Origin of the sequence: Streptomyces sp. NBC_01460 (assembly GCF_036227405.1) — a bacterium.
Classification (GTDB): domain Bacteria; phylum Actinomycetota; class Actinomycetes; order Streptomycetales; family Streptomycetaceae; genus Streptomyces.
Genome location: NZ_CP109473.1, coordinates 8,137,751 through 8,155,525, shown reverse-complemented (window position 1 = coordinate 8,155,525; position 17,775 = coordinate 8,137,751). Strand labels below are relative to the sequence as shown.

18 protein-coding genes are annotated in these 17,775 nt (G+C 71.3%); 7 read left to right on the top strand and 11 right to left on the bottom strand.

Features of this window, described 5'->3' with window-relative positions:
* Positions 1-32: 32 nt before the first annotated feature.
* Positions 33-521, bottom strand: coding sequence for a carboxymuconolactone decarboxylase family protein (locus OG488_RS36330; protein WP_329237240.1), 489 nt, complete (start codon positions 519-521; stop codon positions 33-35).
* 121 nt (positions 522-642) lie between these two features.
* On the opposite strand from OG488_RS36330, the gene OG488_RS36325 reads away from it, so the two are divergent.
* Together OG488_RS36325 and OG488_RS36320 are read left to right on the top strand one after the other, a co-directional pair.
* Positions 643-1,644 (top strand): pirin family protein, encoded by a 1,002-nt coding sequence (locus OG488_RS36325; protein WP_329237238.1) that lies wholly within the window; start codon positions 643-645, stop codon positions 1,642-1,644.
* On the top strand, positions 1,641-1,979 hold the full coding sequence (locus OG488_RS36320) for a GNAT family N-acetyltransferase (RefSeq protein WP_329237236.1): 339 nt from the start codon (positions 1,641-1,643) through the stop codon (positions 1,977-1,979). Before OG488_RS36325 ends, OG488_RS36320 begins: the two co-directional genes overlap by 4 nt.
* Positions 1,980-2,040: 61 nt before the next feature.
* On the opposite strand, the gene OG488_RS36315 is transcribed toward OG488_RS36320, so the two are convergent.
* From OG488_RS36315 to OG488_RS36300, 4 genes are all read right to left on the bottom strand, one after another.
* A complete protein-coding gene (locus OG488_RS36315) occupies positions 2,041-3,579 on the bottom strand; it encodes a glycoside hydrolase family 43 protein (RefSeq protein WP_329237233.1) in 1,539 nt (512 codons plus the stop codon).
* A gap of 502 nt (positions 3,580-4,081) precedes the next feature.
* Positions 4,082-4,375 (bottom strand): DUF1330 domain-containing protein, encoded by a 294-nt coding sequence (locus tag OG488_RS36310; protein WP_329237230.1) that lies wholly within the window; start codon positions 4,373-4,375, stop codon positions 4,082-4,084.
* A 33-nt stretch (positions 4,376-4,408) separates the two neighbouring features.
* The gene (locus tag OG488_RS36305) at positions 4,409-5,797 is read right to left on the bottom strand and encodes an MFS transporter (RefSeq protein WP_329237227.1); all 1,389 of its coding nucleotides are present in this window, start codon (positions 5,795-5,797) and stop codon (positions 4,409-4,411) included.
* 11 nt (positions 5,798-5,808) lie between these two features.
* Entirely contained in the window at positions 5,809-6,201 is a 393-nt protein-coding gene (locus tag OG488_RS36300) for a MarR family winged helix-turn-helix transcriptional regulator (protein WP_329239264.1), read from the bottom strand.
* Between the two features lie 129 nt (positions 6,202-6,330).
* On the opposite strand from OG488_RS36300, the gene OG488_RS36295 reads away from it, so the two are divergent.
* Positions 6,331-6,501 carry a hypothetical protein gene (locus OG488_RS36295; protein ID WP_329237224.1) on the top strand — a complete coding sequence of 57 codons (171 nt, stop codon included), beginning with the start codon at positions 6,331-6,333 and terminating at the stop codon, positions 6,499-6,501.
* A 92-nt stretch (positions 6,502-6,593) separates the two neighbouring features.
* Here the strand turns inward: OG488_RS36295 and OG488_RS36290 are convergent, their stop codons facing one another.
* Positions 6,594-7,064 carry a GNAT family N-acetyltransferase gene (locus OG488_RS36290; protein ID WP_329237221.1) on the bottom strand — a complete coding sequence of 157 codons (471 nt, stop codon included), beginning with the start codon at positions 7,062-7,064 and terminating at the stop codon, positions 6,594-6,596.
* Between the two features lie 167 nt (positions 7,065-7,231).
* Here OG488_RS36290 and OG488_RS36285 point away from each other — a divergent pair, with 167 nt between their 5' ends.
* The 3 genes from OG488_RS36285 (at position 7,232) to OG488_RS36275 (ending at position 9,531) form a co-directional block, all read left to right on the top strand.
* Entirely contained in the window at positions 7,232-8,173 is a 942-nt protein-coding gene (locus OG488_RS36285; protein WP_329237218.1) for a polysaccharide deacetylase family protein, read from the top strand.
* Between the two features lie 242 nt (positions 8,174-8,415).
* Positions 8,416-8,592: a hypothetical protein gene (locus OG488_RS36280; RefSeq protein WP_329237215.1), complete on the top strand. Its 177-nt coding sequence runs from the start codon at positions 8,416-8,418 to the stop codon at positions 8,590-8,592.
* 111 nt (positions 8,593-8,703) lie between these two features.
* Complete coding sequence (locus OG488_RS36275) at positions 8,704-9,531, top strand: aldo/keto reductase (RefSeq protein ID WP_329237213.1); 828 nt, start codon at positions 8,704-8,706, stop codon at positions 9,529-9,531.
* Positions 9,532-9,615: 84 nt separating this feature from the next.
* Here the strand turns inward: OG488_RS36275 and OG488_RS36270 are convergent, their stop codons facing one another.
* On the bottom strand, positions 9,616-11,964 hold the full coding sequence (locus OG488_RS36270) for a GH92 family glycosyl hydrolase (RefSeq protein ID WP_329237211.1): 2,349 nt from the start codon (positions 11,962-11,964) through the stop codon (positions 9,616-9,618).
* Between the two features lie 340 nt (positions 11,965-12,304).
* Here OG488_RS36270 and OG488_RS36265 point away from each other — a divergent pair, with 340 nt between their 5' ends.
* Positions 12,305-13,480: a PP2C family protein-serine/threonine phosphatase gene (locus tag OG488_RS36265; protein WP_329237208.1), complete on the top strand. Its 1,176-nt coding sequence runs from the start codon at positions 12,305-12,307 to the stop codon at positions 13,478-13,480.
* A gap of 255 nt (positions 13,481-13,735) precedes the next feature.
* Here OG488_RS36265 and OG488_RS36260 read toward each other — a convergent pair whose 3' ends face one another.
* The 4 genes from OG488_RS36260 to OG488_RS36245 all read right to left on the bottom strand — a co-directional run bounded on the left by OG488_RS36260 (position 13,736) and on the right by OG488_RS36245 (position 17,654).
* Positions 13,736-14,335: a class F sortase gene (locus tag OG488_RS36260; protein WP_329237205.1), complete on the bottom strand. Its 600-nt coding sequence runs from the start codon at positions 14,333-14,335 to the stop codon at positions 13,736-13,738.
* A 91-nt stretch (positions 14,336-14,426) separates the two neighbouring features.
* Positions 14,427-14,837, bottom strand: coding sequence for an LPXTG cell wall anchor domain-containing protein (locus tag OG488_RS36255; RefSeq protein ID WP_329237202.1), 411 nt, complete (start codon positions 14,835-14,837; stop codon positions 14,427-14,429).
* 101 nt (positions 14,838-14,938) lie between these two features.
* Positions 14,939-16,948, bottom strand: coding sequence for a sensor histidine kinase (locus OG488_RS36250; protein WP_329237200.1), 2,010 nt, complete (start codon positions 16,946-16,948; stop codon positions 14,939-14,941).
* Positions 16,932-17,654 (bottom strand): response regulator transcription factor, encoded by a 723-nt coding sequence (locus OG488_RS36245; protein WP_329237197.1) that lies wholly within the window; start codon positions 17,652-17,654, stop codon positions 16,932-16,934. Before OG488_RS36245 ends, OG488_RS36250 begins: the two co-directional genes overlap by 17 nt.
* Between the last annotated feature and the right edge of the window lie 121 nt (positions 17,655-17,775).

Genomic DNA, 17,775 nt, shown 5'->3' with positions numbered 1-17,775 from the left:
ATCCGGGCCGCAGGGACGTCGGCCCGGCCGCGTCACTGCCGGGGCACTCCACGCACGGGGTGCTTGCTCATGACGGAGACCCGGTTGAACGCGTTGATGGCGATGGCCACCCAGATCACCGCCGAGATCTCGTCGTCGGAGAGGGTCCGGCGCGCCGTGGCGTAGGCGTCCTCCTGCAAGGCGGCGTCGGCGGGGTGCGTCGTCGCCTCGGCGAGGGCCAGGGCGGCACGCTCCTGGTCGGTGAACACCTCGGTGTCGCGCCAGGCGGGGAGTACGCCCAGCCGCTGGGTCGTCTCGCCCGCGCGCAGAGCCGCCCGGGTGTGGACGTCCAGGCAGAAGGCGCAGCCGTTGATCTGTGACACCCGGAGGTTGACCAGCTCGACCAGGGTCCGGGGCAGCCCGGCCTCCTGGGCGGCCGTACGCACGGCTTCGGCCGTGGCGGTCATGGCGTGGTACGCCTTCGGGCTCTGCTTGTCGACGTAGACCCGCGTCTCCCCATGTCCCGTCTCCGTGCCGTTCACCCTGGACTCCTCACCGGGACGTTCCGCCCCTCACCGCACCGTGCGCCCGAACGGACCACGGCTTACCATTGAGCATGATTGTTGAACATGAAAGCATCATTGTCGTGCAGGGGGCCCCTCGATGAGCGTCGCCGACACGGGCAGCGTCCCCCCGCAGGCGGACGCCGACGGCCGAGGGGGGCCGGAGCCGGACACCTCTGTCGAGGTGCTGACGGCGCGTGACGTACCTCTGGGCGGCCCCCGGGCGATGACGGTGCGGCGCACGCTTCCGCAGAGGGCCCGCACCCTCATCGGCGCGTGGTGCTTCATCGACCACTACGGCCCCGACGACGTCGCCGGGACGGGCGGGATGGACGTGGCCCCGCATCCGCACATCGGCCTGCAGACCGTCAGCTGGCTGTTCAGCGGGGAGATCGAGCACCGCGACAGCCTGGGCAGCCACGCCTTCGTACGTCCCGGCGAGCTGAACCTGATGACCGGGGGCCATGGGATCAGCCATACGGAGGTGTCCACCCCCGGCACCACGATCCTGCACGGCGTCCAGCTGTGGGTGGCCCTCCCCGAGGAGCACCGGGACACCGGACGCGACTTCCGGCACCACGCGCCGGACCCCGTCCACCGGGACGGCGCCGCGATCAGGGTCTTCCTCGGCTCGCTCGCCGGCGACACCTCGCCGGTGCCCACCTTCACCCCTCTGCTCGGCGCCGAGATCGTCCTGGATCCGCGTGCGACGACGACACTCGGCACGGACGCCGCCTTCGAGCACGGACTCCTGGTCGACCAGGGGCGCATCCGCGTGGACGGAGCCCTGCTGAACCCGGCGGAACTGGGCTACCTGGCGCCTGGCAGGGGCACGGTGACCCTGACCAACGAGACGGACGCACCCGCCCGGGCGGTCCTCGTGGGCGGAACCCCGTTCGAGGAACAAATCGTCATGTGGTGGAATTTCGTGGGCCGCAGCCATCAGGACATCGTCGAGGCGCGCGAGGACTGGGAGGCCGCCTCCGACCGCTTCGGCCGGGTCGACGGCTACCCCGGCGACCGCATCCCCGCCCCCGCACTCCCCAACGCCGCCCTCGCACCGCGGGGCAACCCCACACGCCCGAAAGGCAGCACACGATGACGCAGGCCGCCGACCCGATCGTCCGGAACGTGGACGCCAGGCACCGCTACGAGATCCTGGTCGAGGAGGTGTCCGCCGGGTTCACCGCCTACCGCGATCGCGACGGGCAGCGCGTCTTCTTCCACACGGAGATCGACGACGCCTTCGCGGGCCGGGGACTGGCCTCCGTCCTCGTGGAGCAGGCGCTGAGCCACGTACGGTCCACGGGCAAGCGCATCGTGCCGGTCTGCCCCTACGTGGCGAAGTTCCTCAAGAAGCACGAGGAGTTCGCCGACATCACCGACCCGGTCACGCCGCAGATCCTGCAGTGGCTGGAGACCGCCCTGGCTCGCTGAGACGTCACCCCATGCGGGTCCCCGGCCACCGGTGCGGTGGCCGGGGACCCGCACGGCTCCGTCAGGCCGGCCGCAGCTCGAACCAGTCGAAGGCCGCGGCCCCCCGAGTCGCGTACATGCCGATGACACGGCCGGTGAAGCCACCGGCGACCTCCGTGGTGAGGTAACGGCCGTCGAGTTCGGCGAGGACCTCGAAGGCTCCGTCACCGGTCTCGTACCCCAGGCGGAGGGTGTCGGGCCCCCCGGTACGGAGCCCGGACAGCGCCGCGGTGTCGGCATCCCCGGGTCGTACGGTGACGGTGGGCGGCAGGACGTCCGTGGTGGTCACGTCGATCCGCAGTGTCACGGGGCCCGGCTCCACGGACCGTTCGGCCAGCGTCCGGCGCAGCGGGCCGATGCGGGCGACGGCGCGCACCAGGCCGCCCTCCGTCTCCACCTGGTAGTGATGCGCCTCGTCCAGCCGTACGGCGATGCCGCCCCGGCCGTCCTCGCCGACGTCGACCCGCGTCCGCGCGGCGCAGTCGGGTTCCGACTGCCGCCGCCCCACGAACAGCACGCCGGGCTTGTCCATCGCGTCCGCGCGGGCGTGCAGCACCAGGTGACCCGGCCGCTCGTCCAGGCGTACGGCCACCGGGTCGTGCCGCCGCAGCGAGACCCAGCACGGGGCGAGCACCGGGGTGTCGAAGTCGTCGCGGTCCGGCTCCGCGGGCCAGGGGTGCGGATCCAGTCCCGGCGCCGGGGCGCGGAGCTCCAGCGGGCCCGGCAGCGGCCACTCGTCCTCCCACCGCACCGGCACCAGGAACGTCTCCCGGCCCATGCCGTGGAACTTCGGGGTGTCACCGCGCGGCCGGGTACCGAGCAGCACCATCCACCACGTGCCGTCGTGCGCCCGCACCAGATCGCCGTGGCCCGTGTTCTGCACCGGGTGACCGGTGCTGCGGTGCGACAGGACGGGATTGTCCGGGTGCGGCTCGAAGGGGCCGGTGAGTGTGCGCGCCCTGGCCACCGACATCGCGTGCCCGCGCTCCGTCCCGCCCTCCGACAGCAGCAGGTACCACCAGTCGTCGATCCTGTAGAGGTGCGGGCCCTCGGGGTACTGCAGGCCGCTCCCCGACCACATCTCCACCGGCTCACCGAGTACGACGCCCGTCTCCGGTTCGATGCGCACGGCGCGGATCCCGTCGTGGGAGTACACGCACCAGCAGGTCCCCTCGTCGTCCCAGGCCAGATCGGGATCGATGCCGGGGATACCGACCGGCACGGGGTCCGACCACGGGCCGGCGGGATCGTCGGCGGTCACCAGGATGTTGCCCTCGCCGGCCACGACCGTCGTGATCATCCAGAAGCGGCCGTCATGGTGCCGCAGCGTGGGGGCGTACACCCCGCACGAGGACGGGGCCGTGTCGGGCAGTGACAACTGCGACGGCCGGTCCAGGGCGTGGCCGATCAGCCTCCAGTTGACGAGGTCCCGGCTGTGCCACAGCGGCACCCCGGGGACGTACTCGAAGCTGGAGGTGGCGACGTAGTAGTCCTCCCCCACGCGGCAGATGCTGGGGTCCGGACTGAAGCCGGGGATCACGGGATTGTCGAAGAACACCATGCTCTGTCCTCAGAGTTCGGGGAGCCAGGACCGGGTCCCGCGGTCATGATCGTTGAAGCGCTTCGACGATGGCACCGGGGTGCGGGAGTGTCAATAGGCCTGCTGGAGTTGAGGCCCCCACGTGCAGGAAGAGACTCAGGCGGAGTTGGACCCGCCGGATCGACAGCGACGAGGCGCGTCGGATCGAAGCGCTTCAACTCACCCCAGGCCACGGAGACTCCGCCGCCGAAAACCCCGTACTCCTCAGGCGTTTCACGCACCGGCGTTTCGGCCGACTCGCACCGCTCGACAACGGCCCCCGACACAGCTGAGAGGACGCTGAGGCCTTGCCGCGCAAGAGCTCTGGGTCGTCCGGAATCGAGCACGTACGAATCCCCCGACGCGTCGTCAGGACGTGTACCACAGCGGCCCGAGACCAGCACGAGCACCCACGAACCCCGCCACGCCGGCGAAAGCCACGATGGTGGATCGTCGGTGAACATCCGACCCGACCGGGCCTCGGTCAGCCGATGCCTTCGACGATGCGGAAGTCGCGCTCGACGCCGTCGGAGAGGGCTGCCAGCGCCTCCTGGTAGGCCGCACTCCCGTACGCCGCGACGGCCTGCTCGAAGCTGTCGAACTCGACCAGGACGGTGCGCTCGGCGATTCCGGCGTCATGCGCCACGGCCCGACCGCCACGGACGAGGATCCGACCGCCCCCGGCCTTGACGGCCGGAGCAGCCAGCTCGTTGTAGGCAGCCAGCTTCTCAGGGTCTGCAATGGTGCGGTAGGCGCTGACCCAGTAGCCCTTGGGCATGGAACCTCCGGTGTGAGGATGAGTGCATCCGACTTACGGACCGGTCTCGGACGAGCGTCGGCGGGCGAGAGCGAGGCTCGTCAGCGTCGTGATCGCCACGGCGCCGATACCGACCAGCGCCGCGGTGGTGTAGGCGCTGTCGTCGGGGAAGAGGTGGCCGGGGCCGGTGCCCGCGGCGAGGATCAGGCCGCCGATGGCGCTGCCCAGGGAGTACCCGACGCTGCGGACGACGTAGTTGAAGCTCATGGCACTCGACGTCTCACTCTTGGGGGTGACGGCCAGGATGACGCCGGGCATCGCGGCCGAGAAGCCCCCTACGCCGAAGCCGAGCACGCCCATCGCCACGAACAGTTCGGCCAGGTCCGACCGGGCCGCCGCGAACAGGACGAACCCGCCGCCGACCACGACGGCGCTGCCGGCCAGGAGCAGAGGGCCGGCGACATGCGTCCGGACCCGCGGCGTGAGCTTGCCGGCGACGAACCCCAGCACCGAGAACGGGATGAGGACCAGCCCGGCGACGAAGGTCGTCAGCCCGAAGCCGTAGCCGGCGCCGTGCGGCGTCTGCGCGTACCGGGTGATGAGCGTGAGCAGGAGGTACATGCCGATCCCGCCGACGAACATGGCGAGGTTCGCCCCGGCGACCGCCGGGTGCCGCACCGCCCGCACGTCGACCAGGGGCGTCGTGCTGCGCAGTTCCATGACGGCCCAGACGCAGAGCAGCACCACCGCGACGACGGCGAGGCCCACCGCCACGGCGAGGTGACGGCTCCACAGAATCCGTTCGCCGGCGAGGAACAGCACCAGGAACAGCGCAGCGGCCAGGACGACCGCGCCCGCCACGTCCACGTGGGCGGAGCGGCCTTCGGGGGCTTCGGGCATGGAGCGCCACGCGGCTAGGAGGGCGGCGGTGGTGACGACCAGGCCGAGGCCGTAGGCGGCCCGCACCCCGCCGAGCTCGGCGAGCAGTGCGGCCAGCGGGTAGCCGACGCCGGCCCCGATGATCGAGACCACCGAGATCAGGGCGATCACGGACGTGCTGCGCTCGTCCGGGAGGTGGTCCCGGGCCACGCCCATCATCAGCGCCGTCAGACCGAGCCCGACGCCCTGGGCCGCCCGGCCGGCCAGCAGCCACGCGAACGGCAGCGGCAGCACGGTGAGCGCGCCGCCGGCGACGACGACCGCCAGCGTCGCGAGGATCGTGGCCCGCCGGTGCGGGCCGGCTCCGAGCCGGCCGAGGACCGGCGTGGCGACGGCACCGCTGAGCAGCGCGACGGTCAGCGTCCACTGCGCGCTGCCGAGCGAGACATGGAACGACGTCGCCACGCTGGTGATGAGCGGCGTCCCCAGGCTGGCTACCGCCGCCACGACGAGAGCGACGAATATCAGGGTGGGGACCAGCGTCCGCGCCTCGGAACTCGCCACGGGGAACGTCTTCACCGCGACCCCGCCGACCGGCCGCCCGGTGACCGCTTCGGCCCTTCGCGGTCCTGGCTCTCGAGCTCTGCCAGATGCTTCAGCGCCGGAAGGGCCGCCACCAGCGCCTCGACCTCGTCGCCGGTGAGCTCGCCGATCAACCGCTCGAACGCGTGGACGCCCGCCTGGCGCCGCGTCCGGACGTAGGAGGCGCCGGCCTCGGTCAGGCACACCAGCGTGACCCGCTTGTCGGACGCGTCGCCCCGCCGCTCGACCAGGCCGGACTCCTCCATCACCCTGACCAGGGCGGTCATCGCGGGCTGGGTGACACCCTCGATCGCGGCCAGATCGGTGATGCGCCGTGGGCCGGTCCGGTCCAGGGTGGCCAGGGTGGCGGCGGACGTCAGGCTCATGTCCCGGGGCAGGCGTCTCACGGCCCTGGTGGCCAGGCCGTAGAGGGCTGCCCCGATGGCGGCGGACGCGCCAGGCGTGGTGTCTTGACGACTCATGTTCGAAGCATAGCAATTTTATATTCACAGCTTATGTACTTGGTCGGATTCACGCTCGACCCGCACATCGACCTGCTCGACCAGCTCCCCTTCCAGCAGATCCAGCTCGGCACGTCGCGTGGCGAGAAGAGAACCTCGTCTCGTACGCCGAGCCGCCCCGGCCCCGCCACCGTGGTTCCGGTGACGTCGCCGATCGGGAGATGAGCGGACCACCCTGCCGTCCGGACTCCGCTCCGGAGGCCGGCCCACCGGCCGGTCTCCTGCGGGACAGCCCCCAGCTCCGTACGGGACAGCCGTCAGCGCAGCTCCAGCTCCCCCACCGTCTGGTCCCCGCTCGTCTCCCCCGTCGGCCGGAATCCGAGTCCCAGGTAGAAGCCCTCGGGGCCGTCCTCGCCCGGGTGCCAGGTCGTGGTCAGGCGGGTGCCGCCGCGGCGGCGGATCTCGGCGGCCACGGCCTCGACCGCGAAGCGGCCGTAGCCCCGGCCCTGTTCGCCGGCTGCGATGTTGAGCCGCCACAGGCCCGAGCGGATGTCGGTGCCCGTGCCGTCGCCCGCGAAGTCGATGTCATGGAAGGCCATGAGGAAGCCGACGGCCCGGTCTCCGTCGAAGAGGAGACGGGGCCAGGCGATGTCCGGGTACACGTACGCCTCGGCAAGGGATTTCACGACCGGAGCGACCAAGTGCTCCTGGTCGGGGCGGACCTTCAGGCCGATCGCCGTGTCGATGTTGGCGGTGGTGACCGGTTCCAACCGGAGCTGAGTCGTCATTCGGAAACCGTAGACCGGCGGTTTACGGTTGTCCGACGGGGCCACCCCCACTGATCACTCCTTACCGGTCCACGCCCTCGCCACGACGCGGCCCACGCCCAGCGCCGGAGCCGCCGGGCACGGGAATGCGCGTGCGCGATCGCCGGGGAGAGGCCCAGACTGCGGGCATGGATGGACAAGCCGGCGAAGCCTCAGCCCTGACCTCGCCCTCGCCCTCGCACGGCATCCCGGGGTTCCCGCCCGATGCCCGCCTCCTCCTCGTCAACTGCGACGACTTCGGGATGTACCCCGCTGTCAACGCCGCGGTGATCGAGTCGATCGAGGAGGGGATCGCCGCGTCCTGCAGCCTCATGACCGTGTGTCCGGCGGCAGCGGACGCCATGCGGCTGCTCCGTCGGAGGCCCGGGATTCCGTTCGGGATCCACCTGACCCTCGTCTGCGAGACGCCCAGCTTCCCCTGGGGTCCCCTGACCGCGAGGGAGAAGGTGCCCTCTTTGCTGGACCCCTCCGGCGAGTTCTTCGAGCCGACCCCCGTCGGGCGGGCCGCGCTGCTCGGCCGGGCCCGGACCGACGAGGTCGAGACCGAGTTCCGCGCACAGATCGACGCCGTGGCCGACGCGGGGCTCTCCCCGACACACCTGGATTTCCACTGCCTGGCGGACGGGGGACGAGACGACATCCTCGACCTCACCGTGGGGCTGGCCGCGGAGTACGGCCTCGCCGTACGCGTCTGGCTGGAGCCCGGCCTGAGCGCGATGCGCCGGCGAGGTCTGCCCGTCATCGACCACGCCTTCCTGGACAGTTTCTCCCTCGGGACCGAGGACAAGCCGGCCCGGTACGACCGGCTGCTGCGCGACCTGCCGGCCGGGCTCAGCGAGTGGGCCGTCCATCCCGGGCTCGGCACCCCGGAGGCGCGGGCCCTCGACAGCGGCTGGCAGGTGCGGCACACGGACCACGCGTTCCTCACCTCGCCGGAGGCCCGGGAAGCCGTGGCCCGGGAAGACATCACGGTGCTCGACCACCGGGCCCTCCAACAGGTCTGGGCCCGGCGTACCCCGGCTCAGGGTTTCGTCGAGGGGCAGGACGGACACGCGCCTTGGGGGCGCTGATTCCGGACTCCTCGACGTACGCCCCCCAGGGGCAGGCACTTCGCCACCTGTGAGACCTTGCGGAGAGTGCGGGTTCGCACACGACTCGCACATGTGCAGCCATTGAGGCGTATCGGCCTGTTTGCCCCGATTGATGTCGGGTACCCCGCAGAGAGGGCGGAATCCAGCACTCCGCCGCACGACCCCGCCTGTCGCCACCGCGCGTCGTGCCCTGTCACCTCACACGTCGTTCTGGAGTCTTCATGTCGGATCAGCGCAGGAGCGCCTTCGCCACCGTCAACCCCGCCACGGGAGGGACACTCGCGGAGTTCCCCTCGATCGAGCGCTGCGCGGACGCGGAGCGGGCCCGGCGCGTGGCCGAGCGCGTGGAGACCGGCATGGTCCGGGTCAACCACGAGCTGCACGGCATCGCCGGCTGAGCTCCGAACCGCGAGCCGCGTTCCGGGGCCGGAGTCCGGCGGCATGCCCGTCCTCCGGCGCCGGAACACCGAATCCCCACCACCCGACACACCGACGTAAGGAGTCGTTTCGTGCCCTCAGTACCCGCCCTCACGCTCAACAACGGTGTGGAGATCCCGCAGCTCGGCTTCGGGACCTTCCAGATCCCTCCGGAGGACACCCGCGAGACCACGCTGGCTGCCCTGAAGGCCGGCTACCGGCACATCGACACGGCGCAGATGTACGGCAACGAGAAGGAGGTCGGCCAGGCGGTCCTGGACTCCGGCCTCGACCGGGCGGACGTCTTCGTCACCAGCAAGCTGGACAACGGCGCCCATGCGTACGACGACGCCCTCCAGGCGTTCGAGGGCACCATGGAGAAGGTGCGGCTGGACTACCTGGACCTCTTCCTCATCCACTGGCCGCTGCCCGACAGGGGCGACTTCGTCGAGACCTGGAAGGCGCTGGAGGAGATCTACCGCTCGGGCCGCGTCAAGGCGATCGGGGTCTCCAACTTCCAGCCGCACCACCTGCGCCGCCTGCTGGACAGCAGTGTGGTGGTGCCCGCCGTCAACCAGATCGAGGTACACCCGTATCTCACCCAGGACGCCGTGAGGTCCTTCGGCGCCGAGCACGGCATCGCCACCGAGGCCTGGTCACCGATCGCCCAGGGCAAGGTGCTCGACGATCCGACGCTCACCCGGATCGCGGAGCGGGTCGGCAGGTCGACGGCGCAGGTCACCCTGCGCTGGCACCTGCAGCGCGGGGACATCGTGTTCCCCAAGTCGGTGACGCAGCGGCGCATCGAGGAGAACTTCGACCTCTTCGACTTCGAGCTCACCGAGGGGGACATCGGCGAGATCAACTCCCTGAACCGCGACGAGCGCACCGGACTCGACCCCGACCGGTTCAACGGCTGAGTCCCGTCACGGCCGGCACAGGAGAGAGGACCCGCCCCTCGTCGAGGGGCGGGTCCTCCGGTGTGCGCGGAAGGGAGCAGTGCCCTACTTCAGGGCGGGCGGTGCCGCGTCCGCCGAGGTGCCCCACGTCGAGGGCTCCGAGCCGACCTCGAAGGTCAGGTCACGCGTGCCTCGGATGTCCTCGGTGGTGAGGTAGGTCTTCCCGTACGCCTTCCCGTCCGTCTTCGCGGACCGGATGTAGCGCGCCGAGTCGGAGGTGCCCTGAGCCTTCACGGTCAGCTTCCCCTCGGGGTAGTACCGCCGGTCCAGGGTGAGGTCCACCCGCTCGAAGACCGGGGTCGAGAGGCCCCAGGTGTCCGTGCCCGGCTGGACCGGGAAGATCCCGATCGAGGACAGGACGTTCCAGGCGGACATCGTGCCCAGGTCGTCGTTGCCCGTCATGCCGGTGGGAGCATCGGTGAAGAGGGTGAGCGCGGCGTGCACCACGTCCGTCGTCTTCCAGGGCTGCCCCGTGGAGAGGTAGGTGTAGGGGGCGATCAGGTCGGGCTCGTTCTGCGGGTTGTACTTGTCCGCGTTGTAGTACTCGTACGGCCCGTTCACCCACACCTCGCGGGCGGTCTTCGCCGGGTCCTGGAGCAGCTGCTCGTAGGCGAAGAACGAGTCGAGGCGTTCGTTGGCGGACCGGGTGCCGCCGATCAGGGACACCATGCCGGGCAGGTCCTGCGGGACGAGCCACTGGTACTGCCAGGACGTGCCCTCGTGGAAGCCCTCGCTCTGGGCCGGGTCGACGGGGCCGGTGAAGTCGCCGTTCACGTCCCGTGCGCGGAAGAAGCCGGTCGAGCTGTCGAAGATCTTCCGGTAGTTCTGGGCACGCTCCGCGTACCGGGCGGCGTCGTCCTTGTGCCCCAGTTCCTTCGCCATCTGTCCGAGCATCGCGTCGGAGAGCGCGTACTCCAGGGTCGCGGAGGCGCCGTGGTCGTAGTCGGAGTCGCCCGGCTTCACATGGGCGCGACCCTTGATGTACGGCGCGAAGCCGTCGGCGAGGTACTCCTTGTTGGCCTCACGGCCCACGGGGGCGGAGTCGGCCGGGGGCACACCGTCGGCGTTCTTCTTCAGAGCCCGGTAGGCCTGCTCCTCGTATCCCTTGAGGAGGCCCTGCTGGTAGGCGTTGGTGAGGAACGGCGTGACGGGGTCGCCGGTCATGATGTTCGTCTCGACCGTGCCGTAGCCCCACTTGGGCAGCCAGCCGCTGTCCTGGTCGATCTTGAGGACGGAGATCGCCATGTCACGGGACTCGTGGGGTGCGAGGAGTGACAGGAGCTGGGCCTGGGTCCGGTAGGTGTCCCAGAGCGACCAGTTCTGGTAGTAGGTGAAGCCCTTGGCCCGGTGGATCTTCTGGTCCCAGCCGGTGTAGCGGCCGTCGACGTCGCTGCCGATGTTCGGCGCGAGGAACGAGCGGTAGAGGGACGAGTAGAAGGTCCGGCGCAGGGTCTCGCTGCCGCCCTTCGCCTCGACGTCGTCGAGCCGGTCCTCCCACGCCGCCTGTGCGGCGCGGGCGACACGGTCGTACGAACGGCCGCCCTCGGCGCGGAGGTTGAGGGCCGCGCCCTTCGCGTCCACGTACGAGATCGCGGTCGTCGCCTCGACGGTGCGGTCCTTCGTGGTGTCGAAGCGCAGGAAGGCGCCGTTGCGCTCGGAGGCCGCCGACGAGGACTTCGAGCCCTCGGTGACCGCGTCTCCCTTCCAGGTACCGGAAGTCGTGAAGGGCCGGTCGAAGCGGGTGATCGTGTACACCGTGTACGGCTTGGTGTCCTGGCAGAAGCCGCTGCCGGTGATGGCCGTACGCACGGTCCGGTCGTCGATGATCTCGACGTCGGTGTTCACGGTCTTGTGCAGCGACTGGCCCGCGTTGATGAGGACGTTGGCCTTGTCCGTGGCGGGGAAGGTGTAGCGCTGCACACCGGTGCGCTCGGTGGCGCTCAGCTCGGCCTTGATGCCCGTCTTGAGGCCGACCTCGTAGGTGCCGGGGCTCGCCTTCTCGTCGTCGTGGCTGAATTCGGCCGCGTACGTGGCGTTGTCCGTCGACGTGATGTCACCGGTGGTCGGAAGCACCGGGAGGTCTCCGCCGAGGCCGCAGCCCACGCCGGATATGTGAACGGTGGAGAAGCCCCGGATGTGGGTCTCGGAGTAGTCGTAGCCGGTGTTGTGGCCGGTGTCGGGCGAGAACTGGACCATGCCGAACGGCACCGCGGCGCCCGGATAGGTGTTGCCCTCGTTCTCGGTTCCGATGAACGGGTTGACGAGATCGGTGAGACGACCGCGCTCGGCGTGGCCCCCTCCGTCCGCCGCGGCGGGTGCGGCGACGGCCCCGCCGAGGAGGGCTGCCGTGGCGGCCGCCGCCCCCGCGCCGCGAATCCAGTGGGTCCATCTCATGGGATGAGCGCCTCTCGAAAAACGTAGACAACGTTGTCATGCGCACTGCGCGATCATTCTTGGCCCGCACATGTGTGCCCGTCAAGGGGTGCGGCGCACCTCGGCGTTCATGGCGCCCGCCCGCCACGCACCCCCGCGTCCCCACCGGAACGCGGGTGCGACGTGCCGGGTGACCCGATGTCCGCACGCCGGAGAACCCGGACGGAGTACGCCTCCGACGCCGCCGGCCCGCTCGCCGGGGGCCGCTTCCGCGTGCGGGGCGGGGCTTCCGGCTCCAAGGTCGGTAGAGGACGCGGAGCCTGTCCGGCCGAGGCCCGCCCGCCGCACCGGAGGCGATGCAGTGAGCCCGAACCGCACCACGACGGGGCTGGTCTCGCACGTGCCGCAGGACGAGAGCGACCTCCTCCCGTGGTGGACGCGGCTCGCACCGCTGGCCCTGGTGGTTCTCGCACTGGCGGTCGACCTGCCCTGGCCGGGGGAGTTCAGCGGGGACGTGTTCCTGATCCTCAGCTCGATGATGGCGGCGTGTGTGTACTCGCTCCGTGCCGTCGTCGGGGTGGCCGTCCTCAACAGTCTCGCCGGGCTGGTCCTGCTGTTCGCGAGTCATCTGTCGTCCGACGGCCGTCACGCGGTGGTCGACTACGTCGCCATGGTGGTCCTCGCCTGGGCGTCCGTGCCCCTGTGCCGGCTGCGGCTCTCCCTGCGACGCCGGCTCCAGGGCGCCGAGCGGGTGGCGGAGAGCGCCCAGCGCGCCGTCCTGCCGCCCGTACGGGCCTGGTGGGGGGACACCTGGATCGCGGTGCGCTACGAAGCCGCCTCCGCCGCTGCCGCTGTCGGAGGAGACCTCTACGCGGCGGAGCACACCCCGTACGGCGTGCGCCTGCTCATCGGTGACGTGCGCGGCAAGGGGTTGAACGCCATTCCGAGCGTCGCCGCACTCGTGGGAAGCTTCCACGAGGCCGCCCACCACACTCCCACCCTGCCCGAGCTGGCCCGCCACCTCGACGAGGCGGTGACCCGTCACACCCGGGAGACCGCGGCGGTGGGCGGTGGCGCCACCGCGAGCAGTGAGCACTTCATCACGGCTGCCATCGCGCAGATCCCGGACGACGGCACGGAGGTCCGCCTCATCAACCGGGGCCACTGTCCGGCCTACCTCGTGGACGGGAGCACCCTTCTCGCCTGGGAACCGGAGCACCCGGGGCTGCCTCTGGGGCTCGGTGAGCTCGACACCGGCCCGTGGACCGACGAGGCCCGCCCCTTCGGCCCCGGACATCTGCTCCTGCTGTGCACGGACGGCCTTCTCGAGGCCCGTGACGCCGACGGACACTTCTACACACCGGACAGGGAACTGCGGCAGTCCTGGCACCAGGGGCCGCCGGCCGTCGTGGAGAAGCTCGCCCAGGCGGTCCACCGTCATACCGGCGGGGTCCTGACCGACGACCTGGCGCTCGTCGCTGTCACCCGTGCGGAGCACGCCCTCCCCCGGGGCGGAACGGACACGCCCGTTCCGTGATTCGCCGGGCGTGCCTGCCGACGGTGCGACTCGGCACCGTGGGGTGCGTGAGGCTTCCGGCCACGGCGGTGCGCGGCCTGAACGAACGGACGGAGAAGCGCTGCCCTGCCCGCCCGCGGAGCTGCGACGATGCCCTCCGATTCACTGGCGGAGGACATGTGTTCGTTTTCGCGTGTGCCGGATGCGGCGCCGCACTGACCATCCCGCTGGCCCAGACCGCGCTGCCGGCCCACGCCCATCAGAAGCGGTTTCCCGTCAGCGCAGTGCCGCGTAGACGATCAGGTTGTCCACTGGGTGGCCCTCGGCGTCGAAGGCTCCGTCGCACGTGATGAGGCGGAGAACACGCTCGCCGGTGGCACCGTAGACCTTCTGGGTGGGGAAGGCCTTCTTGCTCACGCTCTCGGTGCCGGTGACCGTGAAATGGGCTTCCTCGCCGCTCCCGTCGGAGACGGCGATGTCCGCGCCCTTGGTGATGCGGTGCAGGTCGTGGAAGACGGCCTCGCCGAACCGGGTGTCGTTGTGTCCGATGAGCACGGCGGCGCCGGGCTCGCCGGGGACGGCCCCGCCCGCGTACCAGCCGGCCGTCATGCCCTTCTCCGCGGGCGGGACCTCGACCGTGCCGTCCTCGTTGAGTCCCAACCGCAACAGTGCGGTGTCTATGCCGAGCGACGGGACCACCAGCCGCGTCGGAGCCGGTGCCTTGGGTTCGTCCCGGGTCCCGGGGGCGTGTGTGGCCACCTTGACGGAGGGGTCAGGCGTATCGGTAGCGCCGCAACCGGTGACGGGGGCCAGCAGCAGGCAGGCCGCCGCCACGGTCACGGCGGTGCGTCGCGACGTCTTCGTTGTGCAGGACATGGGTACTCCGGTGCGGTGGGCGAACGCGAGGGGGAACAGCGAGAGCGGGTGGCGCCGCCCCCTGTGCCGGGAGCGGCGCCACCCCTGCGGATCAGCCGTTGCGCTGGGCGGCGGACCGGCGGCGCAGGACGAGGACACCGGCGCCCGCGAGCAGCGCGATGCCCGCCGCGGAGCCGTAAGGAACGGTGTCACTCGCGCTTCCGGTGTCTCCGGCCGGAAGCTCCCCGGCGGCCACACCGCCCCGCGGGACCGTGCCCGGCCGCACGGAGTCGGCGGGGACCGGTGCCGCGGTGGCGGACTGTTCCGCTCCCTCGGGGGCGGGGGCCGGCGTCGCGGCACCGGCTTCGGCGCCCTCGGGCGCGGGGGTGGGGCTCTCGGTCTTCTCGGCCGGCGGCTTCACTGCCGGAGTGCCGTCGGCGACGGCCGCGGCGGACGGGAGCAGGACCGCGCCGATGGCGGCGGCAACGAGGACCGCGGTGCGCAGGGTGGGACGAAGGGACATGGAGAACTCCGATTCCAGCTCGGCTGTTGTGGTGCCCGCACACGGGTGCGTGTCGGGCGCCGGGCTTGCCGTGAGTCTGGAGTGAAGTTGTGAGGAAACTGTCAGACCAGCGTTCGCATCGGATCAGGGCCGGCCGACGGCAACCGCAGGGTGAACACCGAGCCGTGGCCCACCGTGCTGGCCACCCCCGTCGTGCCACCGTGCGCCTCGACGAGCTTGCGTACGATCGCCAGCCCCAGACCGCTCCCGCCGGTGCGGCGGCTGCGGGACTTCTCGGCGCGCCAGAAACGGTCGAAGACGTGCGGCAGGTCCTCCTGCGCTATGCCGCAGCCGGTGTCCGCGACCTCCACCACCGTCTCGTCGCCCCCGGACCCGGTGGCGTAGACGCGCAACGTCACCCGCCCTCCGGGCGGGGTGTGGCGCACGGCGTTGGACACCAGGTTGCTGATGGCCTGCCGCATGCGTACCGGGTCCGCGGCCAGGTCAGGGGGCGGTTCGCGCCCTTCCGGGTCGGCCACGGTCAGGCCGACCCCTGCGGCATCCGCCTCTGCCTGGTGGGCCGCGACGACGTAGGTGAGCAACTCCTCGATCCTCAGGGGTTCGGGGTGGAGACGGAGGACACCGGCGTCCGCCGCCGCCAGGTCCTGGAGGTCGTCGATGATGTGCTGCAGCTGCACCGCCTCCTCGAGGAGCGAGGAGACGAACGACGCGTCCAGCTCGGCGATTCCGTCCTGGGCACCCTCCAGCCATCCCCGGATGTTGCTCAGCGGTGTGCGCAGCTCGTGCGCCACGTCGCTGACCAGCGCCTTGCGCTGCTCCTCCAGCCGTGCCCGGTGTTCCGTCATGTCGTTGAAGGCGGCGGCCAGCCGGCCGATCTCGTTGTCCGCCGCGACCACCACATGGGAGGGGTTCTCTCCGTCCCGCATGCGCTGGGCCGCACCCGTGAGCGCGTGCAGCGGACGTACGAGCCGGGCACCGGCCAGGACCGAGGCCCCGACCGTGAGCGCGAGGACGAGCGCCGCGACGCCGGTGATCTTCGCGGTGTTGCCGGAGGACAGCTCGAAGGCGGGGACGGCGCCCCCGCCCGGGTCGCTGATGAACAGCAGCGCGGGCGAGGCGACGTACGAACTGAGCTGCTCCTGACGGGCGATGCCGACGCACGAGGCGATGTCGCGGTCGTTCTCGCTGTCCAGGGACGCCGGGGTGGGGAGGGCGGTCGGCCGGGCCTCCTGCGGAACGGTGACACCGGGCACGGGCCGGGGTACGGCCGTTGCTGCCTCGGGCTCCTCCCGCGTGTTCCACGAGAGGTCGAGATCGAGCCGTACGGCTTCGCGGCCCTGCCGGTCGAGGCACGCGTTGACCAGCCCGTTGAGCGCGGTGAGTGCCTTCGTCTCGGTTCCGGTGGGACTGTCCAGGTCGTCCGTCGAACACCTGCTGTTCTGCATGCGGGCCGGATCGTTGCCCACGACCTGGATACGGGGCCGGCCGCTCGGGCTCTCGATGACGTCCGAGGCGATCCCCGACCGGCTGAGGCACCGCACCGTCTCCTCGGCGGTGCGCCGCAACGACGCCCGCTCGGCCTCGGGCAGCTTGAACGGGCCGACGGCACGCGGGTCCACTCGATCGTTGCCGGAGCGCTGTGCCGCGTCGGTGCCGGGTACCGCGACGGTCACGGACCCCGCACCCGGCTCCGCCTCGGAGGGGACGGCGGCGACCGACAGCGGGTCCACGACCGCCGAGGCCTGCGGGGGCAGGGCCGGTGGGGGCGGGGACGAACCGGCGGAGTCCGCGAGGATCTCCCGGCTCTGCGTCGTCAGCGTGATGCGCCGGTCGGACGCGTCGGCCAGCTCGTCGACGGTGGTCCCCACGCCGTCCCAGGTGGGGTGTTCGGCCGCGTAGGCGAGGAGACCGTCGAGGACCCGGGTGTCGGCGGCGAGGTTGCGGCCCTGCTCCTGCTCGATCGCGCCGGACGTGGTCTGCACGGCCAGCCATGCCGTGGCGGCTACCGAGCAGGCCGCGACCAGCGCCGACACCGCCAGCAGCCTGCCGAGCAGACTCTTGCGCAGGGGCAGCCGCAGACGCTGTCCGGCGCGCTCAGCGCGCCGGAGCACGCGAGGCACCCTTCTCCGGGTCCAGGAGTTTGTAGCCGACGCCGAAGACGGTGAGCAGGCGGACCGGGCGCCGGGGTGCTCGCTCGATCTTCTTGCGGAGGTTCATGATGTGCACGTCGACCGTACGGCTGCTGATGTACCGGTCGAAGCCGTGCAGTTCGGCCAGGAGCTGCTCACGGGTGAAGACCCTCTCGGGTTCGGCGGCCATCGTCGAGAGGAGGCGGAACTCCCCGGGTGTGCACTCGACCCCGACACCGTCGACCGCCACCTCGTGGCGTACGGGATCGACGGCAAGGGTTCCCACCCGCAGCACGTGGCCGTCCTCGCGCCCCACGCCCCGCCGGGTGCGCCGCAGGAGCGTCCGCACGCGCGCCATGAGCTCGCGGGGACTGTAGGGCTTGGTCATGTAGTCGTCCGCGCCGAGGTCGAGGCCGAGCAGCAGGTCGTCCTCCGCGGCCCGCGCGGTGAGCATGAGGACCGCCACCTCCCGCTCCTCGGCGCGCAGTATGCGTACGACGTCGAGTCCGTCGGCCCTCGGCATCATCACGTCGAGGACGAGGAGGTCCGGCTCCCCCCGCCGGGCCTCCTCCAGGGCGGAGAGGCCGTCCGACACCACGGTGACGGTATGGCCCTCGCGTTCGAGGTAACGGCGGACCAGCTCGGCCTGTTTCGCGTCGTCTTCGGCGACTATGACGTTTGCACACACGGAGAGGATCGTAAGCGAGCCCCGCGCCACGACGGTCCGCCAGGGGCGCGGCCGGTGCCTCCCCGACGGCCGTGATCCCTCCGGGCCGGGGGGCGGGCCGTCGGGGCGGACGGCTCGGTGC